General features: G+C 72.0%; 14 protein-coding genes. 10 read left to right on the forward strand and 4 right to left on the reverse strand.

Annotated elements, in window-relative coordinates:
- The 4 genes from dapF (at position 1) to hflX (ending at position 6,619) form a co-directional block, all read left to right on the forward strand.
- On the forward strand, positions 1-888 hold the full coding sequence (gene dapF / locus AB0898_RS14530) for a diaminopimelate epimerase (protein ID WP_366803246.1): 888 nt from the start codon (positions 1-3) through the stop codon (positions 886-888).
- 283 nt (positions 889-1,171) lie between these two features.
- The gene (locus tag AB0898_RS14535) at positions 1,172-3,307 is read left to right on the forward strand and encodes an HD domain-containing protein (protein ID WP_366803247.1); all 2,136 of its coding nucleotides are present in this window, start codon (positions 1,172-1,174) and stop codon (positions 3,305-3,307) included.
- A gap of 114 nt (positions 3,308-3,421) precedes the next feature.
- Positions 3,422-4,939, forward strand: coding sequence for a M1 family metallopeptidase (locus AB0898_RS14540; RefSeq protein WP_366803248.1), 1,518 nt, complete (start codon positions 3,422-3,424; stop codon positions 4,937-4,939).
- A 189-nt stretch (positions 4,940-5,128) separates the two neighbouring features.
- Complete coding sequence (gene hflX / locus AB0898_RS14545) at positions 5,129-6,619, forward strand: GTPase HflX (protein WP_366803249.1); 1,491 nt, start codon at positions 5,129-5,131, stop codon at positions 6,617-6,619.
- A gap of 93 nt (positions 6,620-6,712) precedes the next feature.
- Here hflX and AB0898_RS14550 read toward each other — a convergent pair whose 3' ends face one another.
- The gene (locus AB0898_RS14550; RefSeq protein WP_366803250.1) at positions 6,713-7,930 is read right to left on the reverse strand and encodes a hypothetical protein; all 1,218 of its coding nucleotides are present in this window, start codon (positions 7,928-7,930) and stop codon (positions 6,713-6,715) included.
- A 290-nt stretch (positions 7,931-8,220) separates the two neighbouring features.
- On the opposite strand from AB0898_RS14550, the gene AB0898_RS14555 reads away from it, so the two are divergent.
- From AB0898_RS14555 to AB0898_RS14570, 4 genes are all read left to right on the forward strand, one after another.
- The gene (locus AB0898_RS14555) at positions 8,221-9,666 is read left to right on the forward strand and encodes a diaminobutyrate--2-oxoglutarate transaminase family protein (RefSeq protein WP_366803251.1); all 1,446 of its coding nucleotides are present in this window, start codon (positions 8,221-8,223) and stop codon (positions 9,664-9,666) included.
- Positions 9,667-10,047: 381 nt separating this feature from the next.
- Positions 10,048-11,982: an IucA/IucC family protein gene (locus AB0898_RS14560; RefSeq protein ID WP_366803252.1), complete on the forward strand. Its 1,935-nt coding sequence runs from the start codon at positions 10,048-10,050 to the stop codon at positions 11,980-11,982.
- Positions 11,983-12,069: 87 nt separating this feature from the next.
- Positions 12,070-12,699 carry a GNAT family N-acetyltransferase gene (locus tag AB0898_RS14565; RefSeq protein WP_407078343.1) on the forward strand — a complete coding sequence of 210 codons (630 nt, stop codon included), beginning with the start codon at positions 12,070-12,072 and terminating at the stop codon, positions 12,697-12,699.
- Positions 12,700-12,872: 173 nt separating this feature from the next.
- Positions 12,873-14,849 (forward strand): ATP-dependent DNA helicase, encoded by a 1,977-nt coding sequence (locus tag AB0898_RS14570; RefSeq protein WP_366803253.1) that lies wholly within the window; start codon positions 12,873-12,875, stop codon positions 14,847-14,849.
- 118 nt (positions 14,850-14,967) lie between these two features.
- Here the strand turns inward: AB0898_RS14570 and lexA are convergent, their stop codons facing one another.
- On the reverse strand, positions 14,968-15,747 hold the full coding sequence (gene lexA / locus AB0898_RS14575; RefSeq protein WP_366803254.1) for a transcriptional repressor LexA: 780 nt from the start codon (positions 15,745-15,747) through the stop codon (positions 14,968-14,970).
- Positions 15,748-16,375: 628 nt separating this feature from the next.
- On the opposite strand from lexA, the gene nrdR reads away from it, so the two are divergent.
- Complete coding sequence (gene nrdR / locus AB0898_RS14580) at positions 16,376-16,927, forward strand: transcriptional regulator NrdR (protein ID WP_366803255.1); 552 nt, start codon at positions 16,376-16,378, stop codon at positions 16,925-16,927.
- A 160-nt stretch (positions 16,928-17,087) separates the two neighbouring features.
- Positions 17,088-19,982: a vitamin B12-dependent ribonucleotide reductase gene (locus AB0898_RS14585; protein ID WP_366803256.1), complete on the forward strand. Its 2,895-nt coding sequence runs from the start codon at positions 17,088-17,090 to the stop codon at positions 19,980-19,982.
- A 127-nt stretch (positions 19,983-20,109) separates the two neighbouring features.
- Here the strand turns inward: AB0898_RS14585 and AB0898_RS14590 are convergent, their stop codons facing one another.
- Positions 20,110-21,567, reverse strand: coding sequence for a hypothetical protein (locus tag AB0898_RS14590; RefSeq protein WP_366803257.1), 1,458 nt, complete (start codon positions 21,565-21,567; stop codon positions 20,110-20,112).
- Positions 21,568-21,742: 175 nt separating this feature from the next.
- Positions 21,743-22,276: a TerD family protein gene (locus AB0898_RS14595; protein WP_366803258.1), complete on the reverse strand. Its 534-nt coding sequence runs from the start codon at positions 22,274-22,276 to the stop codon at positions 21,743-21,745.
- Positions 22,277-22,356: the final 80 nt, after the last annotated feature.

Genomic DNA, 22,356 nt, shown 5'->3' on the forward strand with positions numbered 1-22,356 from the left:
ATGAGCACGCGGATCGCCTTCCTCAAGGGCCACGGCACCGAGAACGACTTCGTGATCGTTCCGGACCCCGAGAACGCCCTCGACCTGTCCCCGGCCGCCGTCGCCGCCCTGTGCGACCGCCGCGCCGGCATCGGCGGTGACGGGGTGCTGCACGTGGTGCGGTCCGCCGCCCACCCCGAGGCCAAGGACATGGCCGGCGAGGCCGAGTGGTTCATGGACTACCGCAACAGCGACGGCTCGATCGCGGAGATGTGCGGCAACGGCGTCCGGGTGTTCGCGCGCTACCTCCAGCACGCCGGACACGTGGGCGAAGGCGACCTCGCGATCGCCACGCGCGGCGGCGTGAAGCGTGTCCACATCGACAAGGCCACCTCCGCCGGCGCCCGGGGCGACATCACCGTCGGCATGGGCCGCGCGCGCCTGCCCGGGGGCGAGGTCACGGTGACCGTCGGCGAGCGCAGCTGGCCCGCGCGGAACGTGAACATGGGCAACCCGCACGCCGTCGCCTTCGTGGCCGACCTGGACCACGCCGGGAACCTGTACGACGCCCCGCCCGTGAGCCCGGCCGGCGCCTATCCCGACGGCGTCAACGTCGAGTTCGTGGCCGACCGGGCCCCCCGGCACGTCGCGATGCGCGTGCACGAGCGCGGCTCCGGCGAGACCCGCTCCTGCGGCACCGGCGCCTGCGCCGTAGCCGTGGCCACCGCCCGCCGCGACGGCGCCGACCCGGCCGTGACCGGCCTCCCCGCCACGTACACCGTGGACGTGCCCGGCGGCCGCCTGGTCATCACCGAGCGGCCCGACGGGGAGATCGAGATGACGGGCCCCGCCGTGATCGTCGCCGAGGGTGAGATCGACGCCATATGGCTGGCCGGCACCCTCGGCTGAGCAGGCCGGAAAACCGCCCCGGCGACGCGGGACGCCGGGGCGGTGACGGCCGCGCCACCGGTCCGGTTCGAAACCGCGGACGACTTCAGGCCAGGTGGCGCAAACCTCAAACCTCATTTCCATCGCTCGAATGGGTGATCCGTTTCACGCTCGGCGGGAGGCGGTCAATCGCGCGTGATGGGCTCGGTAGCATCAAGCACCGGCACGGACGGGGGAACGTCGCCATCCCTGAGCCGCGTACGCCCCGCAGCCCCGTCCACCGGTCCACGAGCCGGAGGTGCCCATGAGTGCGGAGGCCACGAACCCTGCGACCGCCGGCCCGGTCGCGCCCACAGCGCCCACCGTGGCCCGCAGGAAGGCCCGGCCCCGGATCGACCTGCGCCGCCTCGGCCGGGCCGCGCTGCTGGGCCCCGCCACCCGGGGCAAGCTCCCGGCCGCCATCGGACACGTGGCCGAGGCCCACCGCGCCCACCACCCCGACGCCGACCTCGACCCGCTGCGCCGCGCCTACGAACTCGCCGAGTCCTCGCACCGCGGCCAGATGCGCAAGAGCGGCGAGCCGTACATCACCCACCCCCTCGCCGTCACCCTGATCCTGGCCCAACTCGGCGCGGAGACGACCACGTTGGTGGCCTCGCTGCTGCACGACACCGTCGAGGACACCGAGGTGACGCTGGAGCAGGTGCGGGAGGAGTTCGGGGAGGAGGTCCGTTATCTGGTCGACGGCGTCACCAAGCTGGAGAAGGTCGACTACGGCGCCGCCGCCGAACCCGAGACCTTCCGCAAGATGCTCGTCGCCACCGGCAACGACGTACGCGTGATGTCGATCAAACTCGCGGACCGCCTGCACAACATGCGCACCCTCGGCGTGATGCGCCCCGAGAAACAGGAGCGCATCGCCAAGGTCACCCGCGACGTGCTCATCCCGCTCGCCGAACGCCTCGGTGTGCAGGCCCTCAAGACCGAGCTGGAGGACCTGGTCTTCGCCATCCTCCATCCCGAGGAGTACCGGACCGTCAGAGCACTCCTCGCGGAGAACGCCGCCCGCGCCGACGACCCGCTCGAAGAGATCGCGGAAGAGGTGCGCGCGGTGCTGCGCGAGGCCGACATCCCCGCCGAAGTCCTCATCCGCCCGCGCCACTTCGTCTCCGTCCACCGCGTCAGCCGCAAACGTGGCGAACTGCGCGGCACCGACTTTGGCCGGCTGCTCGTCCTGGTGAACGAGGACGCCGACTGCTACGCGGTCCTCGGAGAGCTGCACACCTGCATGACGCCCGTCGTCTCGGAGTTCAAGGACTTCATCGCCGTACCCAAGTTCAACCTGTACCAGTCGCTGCACACCGCCGTCGCGCGCGGCGACGGCCAGATCGCCGAAGTCCTCATCCGCACCCACCAGATGCACCGCACCGCGGAGGCGGGCGTGATCGCGCTCGGCAACCCCTACACGGCGCCCGAGGAGCAGTCCGCGGCGGCCGACGGCGAGCGCGCCGACCCCACCCGCCCCGGCTGGCTCTCCCGCCTCCTCGACTGGCAGCGCGCCGCGCCCGACCCCGACACCTTCTGGTCCACCCTGCGCGAGGACCTCGCCCAGGACCGGGAGATCACCGTCTTCCGCCCCGACGGCGGCACCCTGGGCCTGCCCGAGGGCGCCACCTGCGTCGACGCCGCCTACGCGCAGTACGGCGACGACGCCCACGCCTGCATCGGCGCCCGCGTCAACGGCCGCCTCGCGCGGCTGAGCACCGTCCTGCACGACGGCGACACCGTGCAGCTCCTCATGGGCCAGGACCCCGCCTCCGAACCCTCCCGCGAATGGCTGGAGCACGCCCATACCCCGGCCGCGCGCATCGCCATCCAGCGGTGGCTCGCGGCCCACCCCGTCGCCGACGACCGGCCCGACGAGACGCGGGCCCCCGCCGACGGCGCCGCCCCGGCCCGCCCCGCCGCCGGTGCCCCCGCCGAGCGCCGCCCGGGCGCCGACGTGATCGCGGACACGCCCGGGGCCGCCGTACGCCTCGCCGGGTGCTGTACGCCCGTGCCGCCCGACGGGATCAACGGCTTCGCCGTGCGCGGGGGAGTGGTGACCGTGCACCGCGCCGAGTGCGCGGTGGCGGAGCGCATGAGGGAGCGGGGGCGCGCGGAGGTCGGCGTGCGCTGGGGGGACAGCGCCGGATGCCGGGTCACCCTGGTCGCTGAATCGTTCGGCCGCCCGCATCTGCTGGCCGACCTGACCGAGGCGATGGCCCTGGAGGGCGCCGAGATCGTCTCCGCGACCGTGGCCCCGCCCACCGAGCAGCGCGTCCACCACAGCTACACCGTCCAACTCCCCGACGCCGCACGGCTCCCGGCCCTCATGCGGGCGATGCGCGACGTGCCGGGGGTGTACGACGTGAGCCGGGCACAGGGGCCGGCGTCCTGACCCCGCGTCACGCGCGCGTACCCGCGTCCAGCGTGGGCCACGGGCGCAACCCGATCGGGTGGGCCGGGCGCGCGCCGTCGCCGTGGGGGAGCGGCGCGCTGGTAGCGGTGGGGCATGCCGTTCAACCTCCACCCGCGTCCGATCCCCGGCCTCCGTCGCGCACGCCGCTCCAGGGCGGGCCTGCTCGCCTCCGCCGTCGCGGTCTGCCTGGTCGCCGCCGGAGCCCCCGCCGAGCCCCTGGGCCTTGGCGACCGGCTCTACCCGACCCTGGGCAACCCCGGCTACGACGTGGCGTCGTACGACCTCGCCTTCACCTACTCCGGCCGCAACGACAAGCCGCTGAGCGCCGTCACCACCATCCGGGCCCGGACGACCGCCACGCTCGACCGCCTCAACCTCGACTTCGCCCACGGCACCGTGAAGTCCGTCCAGGTCGACGGCCACCCGGCCGCGTTCACCGGCGCGGGGGAAGACCTGGTCGTGACGCCGGACCACCCGCTGCCGCTCGGCAGCTGGACCCGGATCACCGTGCGGCACACCAGCGACCCGGTCGCCGCGAAGGGCCAGGAGGGCGGCTGGGTGCGCACCAAGGACGGCCTCGCCATGGCCAACCAGGCCGACGCCGCGCACCTGGTCTTCCCGTGCAACGACCACCCGTCCGACAAGGCGATGTTCACCTTCCGGATCACCGCGCCGAACGGCTACACGGCCGTCGCCAACGGACTGCCCACCGGCACCGCCCGGGGCGCCCGCACCACCACCTGGGCCTACCGCTCCGCGCACCCCATGGCCACCGAACTCGCCCAGGTGTCCATCGGCCGCTCCACGGTCGTCCACCGCGAGGGTCCGCACGGTCTGCCGGTGCGCGACGTCGTCCCCACCGCCGACCGCGAGACCCTCGAACCCTGGCTCGCCAAGACGCCCGGCCAGATCGCCTGGCTGGAGAGCAAGGTCGGCACCTACCCCTTCGAGACCTACGGCGTGCTCATGGCGCAGGCCAGCACCGGGTTCGAGCTGGAGACCCAGACCCTCTCGCTCTTCGAGAAGGGCATCTTCACCGAGCCCGCCTACCCGAAGTGGTACATCGAGTCGGTCATGGTGCACGAACTGTCCCACCAGTGGTTCGGCGACAGTGTCAGCCCCCGCACCTGGTCCGACGTGTGGCTGAACGAGGGGCACGCCACCTGGTACGAGGAGCTGTACGCGCAGGAGAAGGGGGACCACCCCATGGCGGACCGGATGAAGGCCGCCTACGGCGCCTCCGACCGCTGGCGCGAGGCGGGCGGCCCGCCCGGACGCCCCAAGCCGCCCGCCCCCGGCCAGAAGATCGGCATCTTCCGCCCCAACATCTACGACGGCGCCGCGCTCGTCCTCTACGCCCTGCGCCAGGAGATCGGCCGCCCCGCCTTCGAGCGCCTGGAGAAGGTCTGGGTCCAGCAGAACCGGGACTCCAGCGTCGGCACCGCCGACTTCGTCCGGCTCGCCTCGGCGATCGGCGGCCGCGACCTCACCGGCTTCTTCCAGAAGTGGCTCTACGGCGCGAAGACCCCGCCCATGCCCGGCCACCCCGACTGGAAACCGGCCGCCCCGGCCCCGGCCAAGGGCGCCGGCGGCCCCAAGGGCGGCGCCTGAGCCCAGGCCCTGTTCCGACCCGCTTCCCGGCCCCGCGATAACGCGGTGACGGGACATGCCGTGCCGTGCGAACATCTTCGGGCGGCGCGGCACGGTACCCGGGGAATCTCCCGGGGTACCAGAACGTTGTCCCTGATGTCCGGTGCCGACTGCGGCGACCGGACCGCATCCCATCGACGTAAGGACCCAATGACCTCCTCTTCTTCCCCTTCCCAGGACTCCAAGCGCCGTGCGCACGCCTACCCCGAAGGGCTTCGGGCCGATGCCCTGATGGAAGAGGACGTCGCCTGGAGCCACGACATCGACGGTGCGCGGGACGGCGACCAGTTCGACCGCTCCGAGCGCGCGGCCCTGCGCCGGGTCGCGGGACTGTCCACCGAGCTGGAGGACGTCACCGAGGTCGAGTACCGGCAGCTCCGTCTGGAGCGGGTCGTGCTCGTCGGGGTGTGGACCACCGGCACCGCCGCGGACGCGGACAACTCCCTCGCGGAGCTGGCCGCCCTCGCGGAGACGGCGGGCGCCCTCGTGCTCGACGGCGTGATCCAGCGCCGCGACAAGCCCGACGCGGCCACCTACATCGGCTCCGGCAAGGCGCTCGAACTGCGCGACATCGTGCAGGAGACCGGCGCGGACACCGTGATCTGCGACGGTGAGCTGAGCCCCGGCCAGCTCATCCAGCTGGAGGACGTCGTCAAGGTCAAGGTCATCGACCGTACGGCCCTGATCCTCGACATCTTCGCCCAGCACGCCAAGTCCCGCGAGGGCAAGGCACAGGTCGCGCTGGCCCAGATGCAGTACATGCTGCCCAGGCTGCGCGGCTGGGGCCAGTCGCTCTCCCGGCAGATGGGCGGCGGCCGCGGCGGTCTCGCCACGCGTGGTCCCGGTGAGACCAAGATCGAGACGGACCGGCGCCGTATCCGCGAGAAGATGGCGAAGATGCGCCGGGAGATCGCGGAGATGAAGACCGGCCGCGAGGTCAAGCGGCAGGAGCGCCGGCGCAACAAGGTGCCCTCCGTCGCCATCGCGGGCTACACCAACGCGGGCAAGTCCTCCCTGCTCAACCGCCTCACGGGCGCCGGCGTCCTGGTCGAGAACGCGCTGTTCGCGACCCTGGACCCGACCGTCCGCCGCGCGGAGACCCCGAGCGGCCGGCTGTACACGCTGGCCGACACCGTGGGCTTCGTCCGGCACCTGCCCCACCACCTGGTCGAGGCGTTCCGCTCCACCATGGAGGAGGTCGGCGACGCCGACCTGATCCTGCACGTGGTGGACGGCTCGCACCCCGTCCCGGAGGAGCAGCTGGCCGCCGTGCGCGAGGTGATCCGGGACGTCGGCGCCACCAACGTGCCCGAGGTCGTCGTGATCAACAAGGCGGACGCGGCCGACCCGCTGGTCCTCCAGCGGCTGCTGCGCGTCGAGAAGCGGTCCATCGCCGTCTCGGCACGCACCGGCCAGGGCATCGAGGAACTGCTCACGCTGATCGACGACGAGCTGCCCCGCCCCTCGGTCGAGATCGAGGCGCTCGTCCCGTACACGCACGGCAAGCTCGTCGCCCGCGCCCACACCGAGGGCGAGGTGCTCTCCGAGGAGCACACGGGCGAGGGCACCCTGCTCAAGGTCCGGGTGCACGCCGAGCTGGCCGCCGAGCTGGCGCCGTACACGCCCGCGGCCACGGCCTGACGCACCCGCGGCCCGGCCCGGGGCACACACGACGAGGCCCCGCCGCCTCTTCCTCACGGAAGGGACGGCGGGGCCTCGTCGTACACGCGCCGCTCAGTTCCCGGCGAACTCCTTGCTCACCGAGTCGTACACGCCCTTGGCCACCTCACCGAGCCGGGGACCGGCCAGCCAGCCCGAGGAGGCCGGGCCGATCGAGGTGTTGGAGACCAGCGTCGGCTCGCCGCCCGCACCCGCCTCCACCCAGCCGCCGCCGGAGGAACCGCCCGTCATGGTGCAGCCGATGCGGTACATCGTCGGGTCCGCCTTGGCGATCGACAGCCGGCCCGGCTTGTCGGTGCACTGGTACAGCCGCTGCCCGTTGAACGGCGCCGCCGCCGGATAGCCGCTCGCCGTCAGGCTCCGCACGTCCGTGGCCGCGGGGGCGTTGAAGTCCACCGGCAGCGCGCCGCCGACCGTCTCCTCCAGCGACTTGCCGCCGCTGCCCTGCTCCGGCGTCACATGGATCACCGCGAAGTCGTACGAGGCACCGTTGCCGCCGGTCTCACCGCCGCCGTCGATCCACTGCTGCGAGGTCTTCGCCGAGTCGGCCCACCACACCCCGTACGGCGCGACCTCCGCGCGCGAGGCGGTCTTCATCCCGGCGGGCGACAGGCTCTGGTTGTTGTACGACGGCACGAAGGCGATGTTGCGGTACCAGCCGCCGTCCTTGCCCGCGTGCACACAGTGGCCGGCCGTCCAGATGAGGTTGGACTTGCCGGGGTGCGCCGGGTCCTGCACGACCGTCGCCGAGCAGACCATCGTGCCCTTGGGGGCGTCGAAGAACACCTTGCCGGAGGTGGCCGCGTTGACGTGGTACGGCGCCTTCACCGACTGCGCCTCGACCGGCTGCGGCGTCGGGTCCGTCACGCCCTCGTCGCCGGAGAGGTCGCCGTCACCGACGCTCTTGGCCGGGTCGTCGGCGTCGCGCATCCGGTCGGGGTCCCACAGACCCTTGATGATCGGGTTGATGAAGTCATTGGCCTCGCGCAGCCAGTCGTCCCGGTCCCAGTCCTTCCAGGCGCCGTTCTTCCACTTGTCCATGTCGATCCCGTGCTCCCTCAGCTTCTTGCCGAGGTCGCCCGGAACCCTGACCTTGCCGTCGCCCAGATCGCCCGCGCCCGCCGCTGCCGTCGGCGAACCGCTCGCGTTGTCGTCGCCTCCGCAGGCGGTCGCCGTCAGCGCGAGCGCGGAGGCCAGCGCGACAGCCGCCAGCGTTCGACGGGTGCCGCCCCCTCCCCGGCGAACGATGGACGACGGACGTATGGATCGCATGGTCGTGACTCCCCCTGCTGTGAAGGAACATGGTGCTCCGGCCCGTCATCGGCGGTCGACTCGGGGCGAGTTCGTGCCTAAGGCGGGACCGAACGGGAACGGGAACACACACTATGCGGTCCCCGTGGGCGACTTCCGACGGAACCGCAACGGTTACGTCACGGCAAGGATCTTGAGGCAACCCGTAACCCGGCGGCCGGTGCGCGGTTGGTAGCGGTTGGGAGCCCGTGGCAGGTGCCCGGTCCCCGACCAACACACTCGCCTGTGGACAACGGGGAGGACAGCGAGCCGTGGCCGTGACCGAGTCGGAGGCTGAAGGCGCGTACGGGGAAGCCCCGGCCGTGCACGAGGGGATTCTCGGGCGCCAGTCGGCGCGCGAGTCGGCGGCCCGCACCTATGCCCGCGCGCTGCCCATCGTGCCGGTGCGGGCGCGCGGTCTGACCATCGAGGGCGCCGACGGCCGCCGCTACCTGGACTGCCTCTCCGGCGCCGGAGCGCTCGCCCTCGGCCACAACCACCCGGTGGTCCTCGAAGCCATCCGCAAGGTCCTGGACTCGGGGGCCCCGCTCTCCGTCCTGGACCTGGCGACCCCGGTGAAGGACCGGTTCATCACCGAGCTGTTCCACACCCTGCCGCCCGGGCTGGTCGGCCGTGCCCGCGTCCAGTTCTGCGGGCCCGCGGGCACCGACGCGGTTGAGGCCGCGCTCAAACTGGTCCGGGCCGCCACCGGACGCACCGGCGTCCTCACCTTCACCGGCGCCTACCACGGCATGACCGCGGGCGCCCTCGCCGTCTCCGGCGGCGCCGACGAGGTCCGGGTCGCCCGGCTGCCCTACCCGCAGGACTACCGCTGCCCGTTCGGCGTCGGCGGCGCGCAGGGCGCCGAACTCTCCGCCCGCTGGACCGAATCCCTCCTCGACGACCCCAAGTCCGGGGTGCCGCTGCCCGCCGGGATGATCCTCGAACCCGTCCAGGGCGAGGGCGGGGTGCTCCCGGCCCCGGACGACTGGCTGCGCCGGATGCGCCGGATCACCGCCGAGCGGTCCGTCCCCCTCATCGCCGACGAGGTCCAGACCGGCGTCGGCCGGACCGGCGCCTTCTGGGCCGTCGACCACAGCGGCATCACCCCGGACGTGATGGTCCTGTCCAAGGCCATCGGTGGCAGCCTCCCGCTGGCCGTGGTCGTCTACCGCGAGGAACTCGACGTCTGGCGGCCCGGCGCCCACGCGGGCACCTTCCGCGGCAACCAGCTCGCCATGGCCGCGGGCACCGCCACCCTGGCCTACGTCCGCGAGAACGGCCTCGCCGACCGCGCCGCCGACCTCGGCGCCCGGATGCTGGCCCAGCTCGGCGAACTGAAGAGCCGGTTCCCCTGCGTCGGGGACGTGCGGGGACGCGGGCTGATGATCGGGGTCGAACTGGTGAACCCGGAGGGCCCGAGCGCCTCCCTGGGCGCCGGCTCCTGCGGACCCCGCGCCACGACGGCCCCGTACCCGGCCGACCCCGAACTGGCTCGCGCCGTCCAGCGGGAGTGCCTCGACCGCGGCCTGATCGTGGAACTCGGCGGACGCCACAACGCCGTCGTACGCCTGCTGCCACCCCTGACCATCACCGACGAGCAGGCGGCGGCCGTCCTGGACCGCCTCACCGACGCGGTGACGGCCGCGGCCCGCCACCACGCGGACCACACCACCCCGCTCCGAGGGCCCGCGATCCCGGCCGAACGCACCGGCTAGCGACAACGGCTCCAACTCCCCGGCCGAGCGCTCCGACCCGAACGCGCCGACCGACTGCGGCACCCCGAACACCGGGGCCCGCCGCAGCGGTTCTGCACCAACGGCCGACCACCGCGGCCCGGACACCACCGCCCACCACGGCGGCCCGGACCCACCGGACAGCCGACGCGGCCGGACCGTCCCGCCCACCGAAGCGGGGCGAACGGACCGTCCCCGCCGGCCCGGACACCACCACCGTCGCGCCCACCCGGCCGTACGACGGACAGGCGACCGCACCCGGGCGCCCCCACCCGCGCGCCGCGACTCCCTCATCCCTGCCCTCCTGACCGAAACAGCCACCCCGAACCACCCCGCACACCCGCACAGCCCCGAGGAGCCGTCTTGACCGCCACACCCGCACCCGACGGCCGTTCCGAGACCCCCGACGAACCGCTCGACCCCGGCACCCCGCCCGCGCCCGCTCCCCTCGCCGAGGCCGTCCCGCCGCAGAAGCGGCGCGCCCCGGACCCCGCGCGACCGGGGGAGTCCGGCGCCGATCCGCTGGAACATCCGGACCCGCTCACCGCCGCGCAGGCGGCCACCGTCGAGAACCTGCTGCGCTGCTGGGTCCGCGAGACGGGCATCGCCGCCCCGGACGACGGCACGCTGCACGTCCCGCTGCCCGCCAGCGGCACCGCCCTGACCGTGCCCGTCCGCCACTGGTCCCCGGCCGGCTGGCACCGCTTCGGACCGCCCCGCCTCGACGGCGCCCCCGAACAGGCGCCACCCGTCGACGCGGTGACCCTCGCCGCCCTGCTCTCCCGGGAGACGGCCGGCACCACCTCCGGCCCCGAACAGCCCACCGGCGACGGCGCCGACCTCGTCGCCCGGGTCGCCGACTCGCAGCGCAACACCGCCGCCTTCCTCACCGCACGCCGCGCACACCCTGCCGACGGACCCGACCTTTTCCTCAGCGCCGAACAGGCCCTGCTCCTCGGCCACCCCCTGCACCCGGCACCCAAGAGCCGCGAGGGACTGACCGAATCCGAGGCCCGCCGCTACGCCCCCGAGACGCACGGCTCCTTCCCGCTGCACTGGCTGGCCGTGTCCCCCTCCCTCCTCGCCGCCGACTCGGCCTGGACCGAGCGCGGCCGGACCGTCACCGCCGCCGAACTCACCCGGCGCCTCGCCGGAATCGACCTCTCCCTCCCCGAGGACTACGCCGCCCTGCCCCTGCACCCCTGGCAGGCCCGCGAACTACGGCACCGCCCGGCCGTCGCCGCGCTCCTCGACGCCGGCCTGCTGTGCGAACTCGGCCCCCTGGGCCCCGACTGGCATCCCACCTCCTCCGTACGCACCGTCCACCGCTCCGGCGCTCCCGCGATGCTCAAGCTCTCGCTCGGCCTGCGCATCACCAACTCCCGCCGCGAGAACCTGCGCAAGGAACTGCACCGGGGCGTCGAGGTGCACCGCCTGCTGCGCACCGGCCTGTCCGAGCAGTGGCGCGCCGCGCACCCCTCCTTCGACATCGTCCGCGACCCGGCCTGGCTCGCCGTGGACGGCCCGGACGGACAGCCGCTGCCCGGCCTGGACGTGATGATCCGGCACAACCCCTTCCTCCCGGCCGACGACGTGAACTGCGTCGCCGGACTGGTCTCCCCGCGCCCGCTCGCCGCCCCGGGCACCGACGCCGCACCCGCCCAGGACCCCTGGCCGCTGCGCTCCCGGCTGGCCCGGCTCGTCGCCCGCCTCGCCGGCCGCACCGGCCGCCCTGTGGGAGCCGTCGCCGCGGAGTGGTTCCTGCGCTATCTCGAACAGGTCGTCCGGCCCGTGCTGTGGCTCGACAGCGAGGCCGGGATCGCCCTGGAGGCCCACCAGCAGAACACCCTGCTGCTGCTCGACCGGGACGGCTGGCCCGCCGGTGGCCGCTACCGCGACAACCAGGGCTACTACTTCCGCGAGTCCCACCGCGCCGACCTCGACGCCCGGCTGCCGGGAATCGGTGAGCACAGCGACACCTTCGTCTCCGACGAGGTCACCGACGAACGCTTCGCCTACTACCTCGCCATCAACAACGTGCTCGGTCTGATCGGCGCGTTCGGCTCGCAGCGCCTGGCCGACGAGCACCTCCTGCTCGCCGCCTTCCGCCGCTTCCTCGGCGCCGCCGCCTCGGGACCCGCCGCACTGCGCAGCTCCCTGCCCGGCCACCTCCTCGACTCACCCGTCCTGCGCTGCAAGGCCAATCTGCTGACCCGGCTGCACGGCCTGGACGAACTGGTCGGCCCGGTCGACACGCAGTCCGTCTACGTCACCATCGCCAATCCCCTCCATTCCTGAGGACCCGTCCCTTCCCGAGGAGCCGTTGCTTTCCGAGGCACCTCCCCTTCCTTCCTGAGTCGCCCTCCTTCCCGAGCGGAGCAACCGGTGTTTCCCACAAGCGAGTTCGCCGTCACGCGCAGACCGGGGCCGCTCCTGGCGGACGGCGACCCGCTCGACGCCCCGGCCACCTGGGGAGCGGTCGCCACGGTGGTGGGCCGGTTCGAGCTGGTCCCGGTACGCCCGGACCGGGACCTCGCGCTCCTCCACCGCTGGATGAACGACCCGGCGGTGGCCGCCTTCTGGGAGCTGGCTGGCCCCCTGAGCGTCACCGAGAGCCATCTGCGGGCGCAGCTCGACGGCGACGGACGCAGCGCACCGTGTCTGGGCGTCCTGGACGGCACACCCGTCGGCTACTGGGAGATCTACCGGGCGGACCTGGACCCCCTGGCCCGGCACTACCCGGCCCGCCCTCACGACACGGGTATCCACCTGCTGATCGGCGACGCCTCCCGCCGCGGGCGCGGGCTGGGCTCGGTCCTGCTCACGGCCGTCGCCGGCCTGATCCTGGACCGCCGTCCCCTGTGCACCCGCGTCGTCGCGGAACCGGACATGCGCAACACCCCCTCCGTGGCCGCCTTCCTGAGCGCCGGATTCCGGCGCGCCGCCGAGGTCGACCTGCCCGGCAAGCGGGCCGCCCTCATGATCCGTGACCGGCCTCATCCCCTACTGCCGTGACGCAGGGTCGTCGGCCCGTCACCTGTTGTACGTTCGGCGGCGCGCGCGAGTTCCGCCCCTTCGAAAAAAGATCCGAGAAAGTTCGCCCGGGAAAACATGGTGATCGCACCCCCTGCCTCCGTCCCCCGCTCGGCCGCCCGATTGTCAGTCGGGGGCCGTAGGGTGGTCGGGCTATGACGAAGCCCTCACTCCCCGAACTCCTCCATGCCGCCGTCGCCGCCGTCGGCGGCACGGAGCGCCCCGGCCAGGTCGCGATGGCCGAAGCGGTCGCGGAAACGATCGACGACGGATCCCATCTGCTGGTCCAGGCCGGCACCGGCACCGGAAAGTCGCTCGGCTATCTCGTGCCCGCGCTCGCACACGGGGAGCGTGTCGTCGTCGCCACGGCCACGCTCGCGCTCCAGCGCCAGCTGGTCGAGCGCGACCTGCCGCGCACCGTGGACGCCCTGCACCCGCTGCTGCGCCGCCGCCCGGAGTTCGCCATGCTCAAGGGCCGGTCGAACTATCTCTGCCTGCACCGGCTGCACGAGGGGATGCCGCAGGACGAGGAGGACGGCCTCTTCGACCAGTTCGAGGCGGCCGCCCCCAGCAGCAAGCTGGGCCAGGACCTCCTCCGCCTGCGCGACTGGTCGGACGAGACGAAGAACGGCGACCGCGACGACCTCACCCCCGGCGTCTCCGACCGCGCCTGGGCCCAGGTGTCCGTGTCCTCGCGGGAGTGCCTGGGCGCGACCAAGTGCGCCTACGGTGCCGAGTGCTTCGCGGAGATGGCCCGGGAGCGCGCCAAGCTGGCCGACGTCGTCGTGACCAACCACGCCCTTCTCGCGATCGACGCCATCGAGGGCGCCCCGGTGCTGCCCCAGCACGAGGTGCTGATCGTGGACGAGGCGCACGAGCTCGTCTCCCGCGTCACCGGCGTCGCCACCGGCGAACTCACGCCGGGCCAGGTCAACCGTGCCGTCCGCCGGGCCGCGAAGCTCGTCAACGAGAAGGCCGCCGACCAGCTCCAGACCGCCGCCGAGGGCTTCGAGCGGCTGATGGAGCTGGCCCTGCCCGGCCGCCTGGAGGAGATCCCCGAAGACCTCGGCTACGCCCTGGCCGCGCTGCGCGACGCCGCCCGCACGGTCATCACCGCGCTCGGCTCGACCCGCGACAAGTCGGTCCAGGACGAGGACGCGGTCCGCAAGCAGGCACTGGCCGCCGTGGAGACGGTGCACGGCGTGGCCGAGCGTGTGCTGAACGGCTCGGAGTGGGACGTCGTCTGGTACGAACGCCACGACCGCTTCGGAGCCTCCCTGCGCGTCGCCCCCATGTCGGTCTCCGGCCTGCTCAGGGAGAAGCTCTTCGCGGACCGCAGCGTCGTCCTCGCCTCGGCGACCCTCAAGCTGGGCGGCGACTTCAACGGCGTCGGCGCCTCCCTCGGCCTCGCCCCCGAGGGGCAGGAGGGCGAGGATCTGCCCCAGTGGAAGGGGCTGGATGTCGGCTCGCCGTTCGACTACCCCAAGCAGGGCATCCTCTATGTCGCCAAGCACCTCTCCCGCCCCGCGCGGGACGGCGACCGCGCCGACATGCTCGACGAACTGACCGAGCTGATTCAGGCCGCGGGCGGCCGTACGCTCGGCCTCTTCTCCTCCATGCGGGCCGCCCAGCTCGCCGCCGAGGAGCTGCGCACCCGCATCCCCGAGTTCCCGATCCTGCTCCAGGGCGAGGAGACGCTCGGCGAGCTGATCAAGAACTTCGCGGCCGACCCGAAGACCTGTCTCTTCGGCACGCTGTCCCTGTGGCAGGGCGTCGATGTGCCGGGGCCGAGCTGTCAGCTGGTCGTCATGGACAAGATCCCGTTCCCGCGCCCCGACGACCCGCTGATGAGCGCCCGCCAGAAGGCGGTGGAGGACGGGGGCGGCAACGGCTTCATGGCGGTCGCCGCCACCCACGCCGCCCTGCTCATGGCGCAGGGCGCGGGCCGCCTCGTACGGGCCACCGGCGACCGGGGTGTGGTCGCGGTGCTGGACCAGCGCCTGGCCACGGCGCGGTACGGCCAGTATCTGAAGGCCTCACTGCCCGAGTTCTGGTACACCACGGACCGTAACCAGGTCCGCAAGTCGCTCGCGGCGATCGACGCGGCGGCGAAGCAGACGGAAGGCGAGTAGGCGCGGGGGCAGCGGACGCGGGGGAACAGCGGGAAAGGCAGGGGCCCCGGAACCGGCGCAGGGGTTCCGGGGCCCGGTCAGGGGACGGGCTGCCAGGGCCCGGTCCGCCGCGCGGGTGTCACACGCGGCGGAGCACCGCGACGACCTTGCCCAGGATCGTCGCGTCGTCGCCGGGGATCGGCTCGTAGGCGGCGTTGTGCGGGAGGAGCCAGACATGGCCGTCCTCGCGCTTGAAGCGCTTGACCGTGGCCTCGCCGTCGAGCATGGCGGCCACGATGTCGCCGTTCTCCGCGACGGGCTGGCGGCGCACGGCGACCCAGTCGCCGTCACAGATCGCGGCCTCGATCATGGAGTCGCCGACGACCTTGAGCACGAACAGCTCGCCGTCACCGACCAGCTGCCGGGGCAGCGGGAAGACGTCCTCGACCGACTCCTCGGCGAGGATCGGGCCGCCCGCCGCGATGCGGCCGACCAGCGGGACGTACGACGCGGCCGGCTTGCCCGCCGTGTCGGTGGGCTGGACGGTCACGGCCTGGTCCGATCCGCGCACCTCGTAGGCGCGCGGGCGGTGCGGATCGCGGCGCAGGAAGCCCTTGCGCTCCAGGGCCATCAGCTGGTGCGCGACCGAGGAGGTGCTGGAGAGGCCGACGGCCTGGCCGATCTCGCGCATGGACGGCGGGTAGCCCCGCCGCTGCACCGAGTCCCTGATGACCTCGATCACCCGGCGCTGCCGGTCGGTGAGTCCGGAGCTGTCCGCGCGGATGCCTGGAGGTCGGCCCGGCAGGGAGCGCTTGTGTCCCTCGGGATTCGTGGCTTCGTTCATCGCGTGCACCGGCTCGGGCCGGCCGTCGGCTCGGCCCTGGGCAGTGATGGTGGCACTGTCGGCGGTGGTGGTCACGTCGGCCCCTCTCGATGGTCTCCCTGCTGCTCAACGGTAGTTGCTTTCGAAAGGTTGCGCCAAACACACGTTCGAGTGAAAAAGCGCGATTCGCCTGACGTGATCAAGTGTCCAGGTGTATGGCTCACGCGGCCCACGGTGGGCAAAATGCCCATTGCTGTACTCTTCACCACCGTGCGGGCGGACTCGCGCGCGTCGCCCAGTGTGCCATCCGGGGATTCTTCGGCGGCTTCCGGGTGATGTCGGACCCCTGTGGAGCTCTCGGGCCGAACCCCTCCCGGGGCCCCGTCCCGGGTGAATCCGGCTCCCTCGCGGGCGGAGTTCCAGGTGACGTCCAACGTAGTCCCGGGCGCCTTCCCGCGGCACCCATGAGCCCCGCGTGTCCGGCCGGCACCGCCCCGCGCCCCGCCTCGCACCCGCTGTTTCACGGCGACACGCGCCCTTGCCTCGGTGTTCGAGGTGATCCCCACATGTAGTGGTTGGATGGCTACAGATACCCACAAGTTGTGTTCGTCGCCGGTCCAGGGGTCTTCCGCACCTCCGCGATCGCCTATGCTTAGGTGCTGCTTCGCGGGGCTCCTGAGGTCCGGCGAGGCCATTGAGTCTGCTGTGAGGAGGGTTGGAGATCATGCACTGCCCCTTCTGCAGGCACCCCGACAGCCGTGTGGTCGACAGTCGTACGACCGACGACGGCACGTCGATCCGCCGGCGCCGCCAGTGCCCTGACTGCTCCCGTCGTTTCACGACCGTGGAGACGTGCTCGCTCATGGTGGTCAAGCGGTCCGGAGTCACCGAGCCGTTCAGCCGTACCAAGGTCATCAATGGTGTGCGCAAGGCGTGCCAGGGACGGCCGGTCACCGAGGACGCGCTCGCCCAGCTCGGGCAGCGGGTCGAGGAGGCGGTACGGGCCACCGGAAGCGCCGAGCTGACCACCCACGACGTGGGGCTGGCCATACTCGGTCCGCTGCAGGAGCTCGACCTCGTCGCCTACCTGCGATTCGCCTCCGTCTACCGGGCGTTCGACTCGCTGGAGGACTTCGAGGCCGCGATCGCGGAGCTGAGGGAGACGACGCGCGGCCCCGCCGCGGACGGCGAGGACGCGGAAGCGGGGCGCCAGGAGGACCAAGCCGGGCAGCCGGGAACCGCTCAGGTTCCGGTGCCCGCGCACGCCGCCGAATGACCGGCCGGCCGGAAGACGGGAGCAGTCCCGGAGTCCGGCCGGAGGGCGGCTCACCAAGACCCGTCGCGGGTGGCGCCGATGGTGCCCGCGACGCAAGACACAACACGTGCCCTGGGAACATCGGGGCACTTCAGGGCGTTTTGCCCGACAGGGAGGCGGCATGACAGAGACGGCGAGCGGTCCGGCACGAGGTTCCCGGGCGAAGGGCACCAAGGCCACCAAGGGACTGCGCATCGAGCGCATCCACACGACCCCCGGCGTGCACCCGTACGACGAGGTCGAGTGGGCGCATCGCGACGTCGTCATGACCAACTGGCGCGACGGCTCGGTCAACTTCGAGCAGCGTGGCGTCGAGTTCCCCGACTTCTGGTCGGTGAACGCGGTCAACATCGTCACCAGCAAGTACTTCCGCGGTGCCGTCGGCACCCCGCAGCGCGAGGTCAGCCTCAAGCAGCTGATCGACCGCATCGTGAAGACGTACCGCAAGGCCGGCGAGGACTACACGTACTTCGCCACGCCCGCCGACGCCGAGATCTTCGAGCACGAGCTGGCCTACGCCCTCCTGCACCAGATCTTCAGCTTCAACAGCCCGGTCTGGTTCAACGTCGGCACGCCGCAGCCCCAGCAGGTCTCCGCCTGCTTCATCCTGTCCGTCGACGACTCCATGGAGTCGATCCTCGACTGGTACAAGGAAGAGGGCATGATCTTCAAGGGCGGTTCGGGCGCCGGTCTGAACCTGTCCCGCATCCGCTCCTCCAAGGAGCTGCTCTCCTCCGGCGGCAACGCCTCCGGCCCGGTCTCCTTCATGCGCGGTGCCGACGCCTCCGCCGGCACCATCAAGTCCGGTGGCGCCACCCGCCGCGCGGCCAAGATGGTCGTTCTCGACGTCGACCACCCCGACATCGAGGACTTCATCCAGACGAAGGTCAGCGAGGAGGAGAAGATCCGCGTCCTGCGCGACGCGGGCTTCGACATGGACCTGGGCGGCGACGACATCACGTCCGTCCAGTACCAGAACGCCAACAACTCCGTCCGCGTGAACGACGAGTTCATGAACGCGGTCGAGGCCGGCACCGACTTCGGCCTGCGTGCCCGTATGACCGGTGAAGTCATCGAGAAGGTCGATGCCAAGTCGCTCTTCCGCAAGATCGCGGAGGCGGCCTGGGCCTGCGCCGACCCGGGCATCCAGTACGACGACCAGATCAACCACTGGCACACCTGCCCCGAGTCCGGCCGGATCACCGCGTCGAACCCGTGCAGCGAGTACATGCACCTGGACAACACGTCCTGCAACCTCGCCTCGCTGAACCTGATGAAGTTCCTCAAGGACGACGGCAAGGGCAACCAGTCCTTCGAGAGCGAGCGCTTCCAGAAGGTCGTCGAGCTGGTCATCACCGCGATGGACATCTCGATCTGCTTCGCGGACTTCCCCACCGAGAAGATCGGTGAGAACACCCGCGCCTTCCGCCAGCTCGGCATCGGCTACGCCAACCTCGGCGCCCTGCTGATGGCCACCGGCCACGCGTACGACTCCGAGGGCGGCCGCACGCTCGCCGCCGCCATCACCTCCCTGATGACGGGCACCGCCTACCGCCGCTCCGCCGAACTGGCCGCGATCGTCGGCCCGTACGACGGCTACGCCCGCAACGCCGACGCCCACAAGCGCGTCATGAAGCAGCACGCCGACGCCAACGCCACGGCCATCCGCATGGACGACCTGGACAACCCGGTGTGGGCCGCCGCCACGGAGGCTTGGCAGGACGTCGTGCGCCTCGGCGAGCAGAACGGTTTCCGTAACTCCCAGGCGTCCGTGCTCGCCCCGACCGGCACCATCGGTCTGGCGATGTCCTGCGACACCACCGGTGTGGAGCCCGACCTCGCGCTGGTCAAGTTCAAGAAGCTCGTCGGCGGCGGCTCGATGCAGATCGTCAACGGCACGGTCCCGCAGGCCCTGCGCCGCCTGGGCTACCAGGAGGAGCAGATTGAGGCGATCGTCGCCCACATCGCCGAGCACGGCAATGTGATCGACGCCCCCGGTCTCAAGGCCGAGCACTACGAGGTCTTCGACTGCGCCATGGGCGAGCGCGCCATCTCCCCGATGGGCCACGTCCGCATGATGGCCGCGATCCAGCCGTGGATCTCCGGCGCCATCTCCAAGACGGTCAACATGCCGGAGACGGCGACCGTCGAGGAGGTCGAGGAGATCTACTTCGAGGCCTGGAAGCTCGGCGTCAAGGCGCTCGCGATCTACCGCGACAACTGCAAGGTCGGCCAGCCGCTCTCCGCCAAGAAGAAGGAGGACGAGAAGGCCGAGGTGACCGCGAAGGCCGAGGCGACCATCCGCGAGACGGTCGAGAAGGTCGTCGAGTACCGCCCGGTCCGCAAGCGCCTGCCCAAGGGCCGTCCCGGCATCACCACCTCCTTCACGGTCGGCGGCGCCGAGGGCTACATGACCGCCAACTCCTACCCGGACGACGGTCTCGGCGAGGTCTTCCTGAAGATGTCCAAGCAGGGCTCGACGCTCGCGGGCATGATGGACGCCTTCTCCATCGCCGTCTCGGTCGGCCTCCAGTACGGCGTGCCGCTGGAGACCTACGTCTCGAAGTTCACCAACATGCGCTTCGAGCCGGCCGGTATGACGGACGACCCGGACGTGCGGATGGCGCAGTCGATCGTCGACTACATCTTCCGCCGCCTGGCGCTGGACTTCCTGCCCTTCGAGACCCGCTCCGCGCTCGGCATCCACTCCGCCGAGGAGCGTCAGCGTCACCTGGAGACCGGCTCCTACGAGCCGGCCGACGACGAGGTCGACGTCGAGGGTCTGGCCCAGTCCGCCCCGCGCCAGACCGAGCTGAAGGCAGTCGCGACCCCCAAGGCCGAGGCCGAGTCGGTCAAGCCCGCTCCCAAGCAGGCCCACACCAGCGCCGAGCTCGTCGAGATGCAGCTGGGCATCCAGGCCGACGCCCCGCTCTGCTTCTCCTGCGGCACGAAGATGCAGCGGGCCGGCTCCTGCTACATCTGCGAGGGCTGCGGCTCGACCAGCGGCTGCAGCTGATCGGTGACGCCCTGAGGGGCACCGACTGAGCCGCGGGGCGGGGAAACCTTCATCGAGGTTTCCCCGCCCCACGGTGTTTCTCCGCCCCACGATGTTTCTCCGCCCGGCGGTCACCAAAGGCCGCAGTTCACAGGCGTGCGGCTTCGCTCTCCATCTCCGCCCTCAGCTCGGGAAGGGGCTCTTTCTCGGCCGCGGCCAGGAGGATCCCGCGGGCCTGCGGGGGCAGCGCGTCGGCCGGCCACGCCCGGATCGCCCTGAGCGCCATACGGCGGTTCCGGCTCGTGCGGTTGTCCAGGGCGGTTTCCAGCAACTCCCAGCCGTGGCCGGGGTGCGCGTCCAGCCGGCTCACGATCATGTCGAGGAGGCCGTCGGTCCCGTCCTTCTCGCCGAGGCCGGTCGCGGGCGTCGGGCCGGTGCGGAGGTCCTGGAGGGGCAGCAGGCGTACCGCCGCCGCGACGACCGCCGCGATGTCCTCGCCCGGGCACCCGTCGACGAGCAGGAACCACATCGTGCCGTCGTACGGAGCCGACTCCACACCCCGCAGCAGTGCCGGGCGTATGGGGATGTCCATCCGCTGTGCGGCCCATGCCGCGAGACGCACAGTGGCCGGGGCGTCGCCGGCGAGGCCGTCCAGGACGACTTGCCGTGTCGCCGGATCGGCGATGAGGCGCGCGTAACGGTGCCGCAGGTGCCGCCACTCGGGCTGCTCGCGGCCTGCCGTGCCCACGTAGGTCTGCAGATATCGGTGGATCGACAGGAGGGTCCACACGCGCCGCAGCGTGACGCCTCCCGCCGTGGACCGGTGGAGGTAGCCGTTCAGCGCCTGCGGCGCGTCGTCGTACGAGGCGAGTGCCGGTCCTGGTCCGTCCACGTCGGTGAGCGCCTGCAGAAGTCTGCCGGCGCCGTCCATGGCGGCCTCGGCCGGTGTGCCCCGGGCCAGGGCGCCGGCGAGATCGCCGACTCGTGCGGCGGTCAGCGCGAAGTAGCTGTCCAGTACGTCGCCCGTGCACGACTCACGGATCAGCCACTCCTTGATCGCGGGGTCGGAGGCTCCTTCGAGTCCGCGGACGGCGTCGACGCGGGCCCAGCCTTCCGCCCGCCGGGCCAGGTCGAAGAGAGCCCGATGAGGGTCGGTCTGGGAACGCGTCAGAGCCGCACAGCACGCGGTGGAGAACGCCCAGAAGACACCCAGCGTCGTCAGCACGCCGGCGTCGTCGTCGGTCCCGGCCATGCCCAGCAGCAGAATTCCGAACCGGACGGCGTTGGGGTGCTCGCCATGTGTCGCGAACCAGCGGCCCAACTGGCGTACACGGTCCGGCGGAAGGGACCGTGCGCGCAGCATGGCTTCGACGGCGCGCCCATGCTCGCGCCACACCATGCGCCGCAGTTGCGTGTCCAGGACGGAGGCCACCGAGCGCTCCGCACCGGAACGGATCAGACGGGTGGCGGCGGCGACCGCGCGCGCGGCGGCATCCTTGGCGTGGCGCCTCGGCTTCGACGCTGTCCTGGGAAGCGGCCGGGGGCGCGGGGGCGCCGCTTGCTCGTGGCGGACCGTCAGGGCGTGGCTGTAGAGAGGGGCCGCCATTGAGGGTGCCACCCAGGTCCCATGAAGTGGAGTGGCTCACCGGACGAGGGCCCGGTCGTCCTTTCGCTTGATCATGAGGCGATCTTCGCAGGCGATTCGGGGCCGGGCAAGGCGATATGACGCGAGGTAAGGGGCGACGGCAATGGCCGGTGCCCCTTACCTCCGCAGTCCTGCGTCAGGCCTCCCGGACCCTTCCCATCAGCCGCGTGAACGTCGTCGGGTCCTCCGCGAAGCCATGGACGCCCGCCCGGAACGACCACTCGCCCAGGCCGTCGCGGACGAACTCCGCGACCGTGGCCGCCGTCGCGTCGGGGACGGTGGTGAAGTCGTCCTCGGTGAGGTCGGTGTAGCCGGTGCGGACGCGGAGGGCGGGGGCGAGGATCTGGCCGAAGGTGAGGGTGCCGTCCTCCTGGCGGATGACGACGCCGACCACCACGCGCGCGTAGCGGCGGTCGAGACGGTGGAGTTCGAGGGTCATGACCTCGTCCCAGCCGAAGCCCTTGCCGTCCGGGCTGTCCCGGTTGAGGAAGATCGTGCCGTCCGGCGAACGGCTGTCGAAGTGCACCAGATGGGCGGCCTGCCCGTACGCGTCGTCCGCCGTGAAGACCGCGGCGACGAGGTCCAGGTCGGAGGGCGGCCGTCCCGCGGGACTGGGGTTCCACTTCAGCGCCACCTCGACACCGCGGATTCCCTTGCCGAATCCGGTCACAGGTTTCCCCTCTCCCGAAGGCCCGCTTTCTCAACTTCCGCTGCACTATGACTCGTTGTTCATCCTGCCACGCGAACAGG

The sequence above is a fragment of the Streptomyces sp. NPDC005435 genome (assembly GCF_040703155.1).
Classification (GTDB): Bacteria; Actinomycetota; Actinomycetes; order Streptomycetales; family Streptomycetaceae; genus Streptomyces.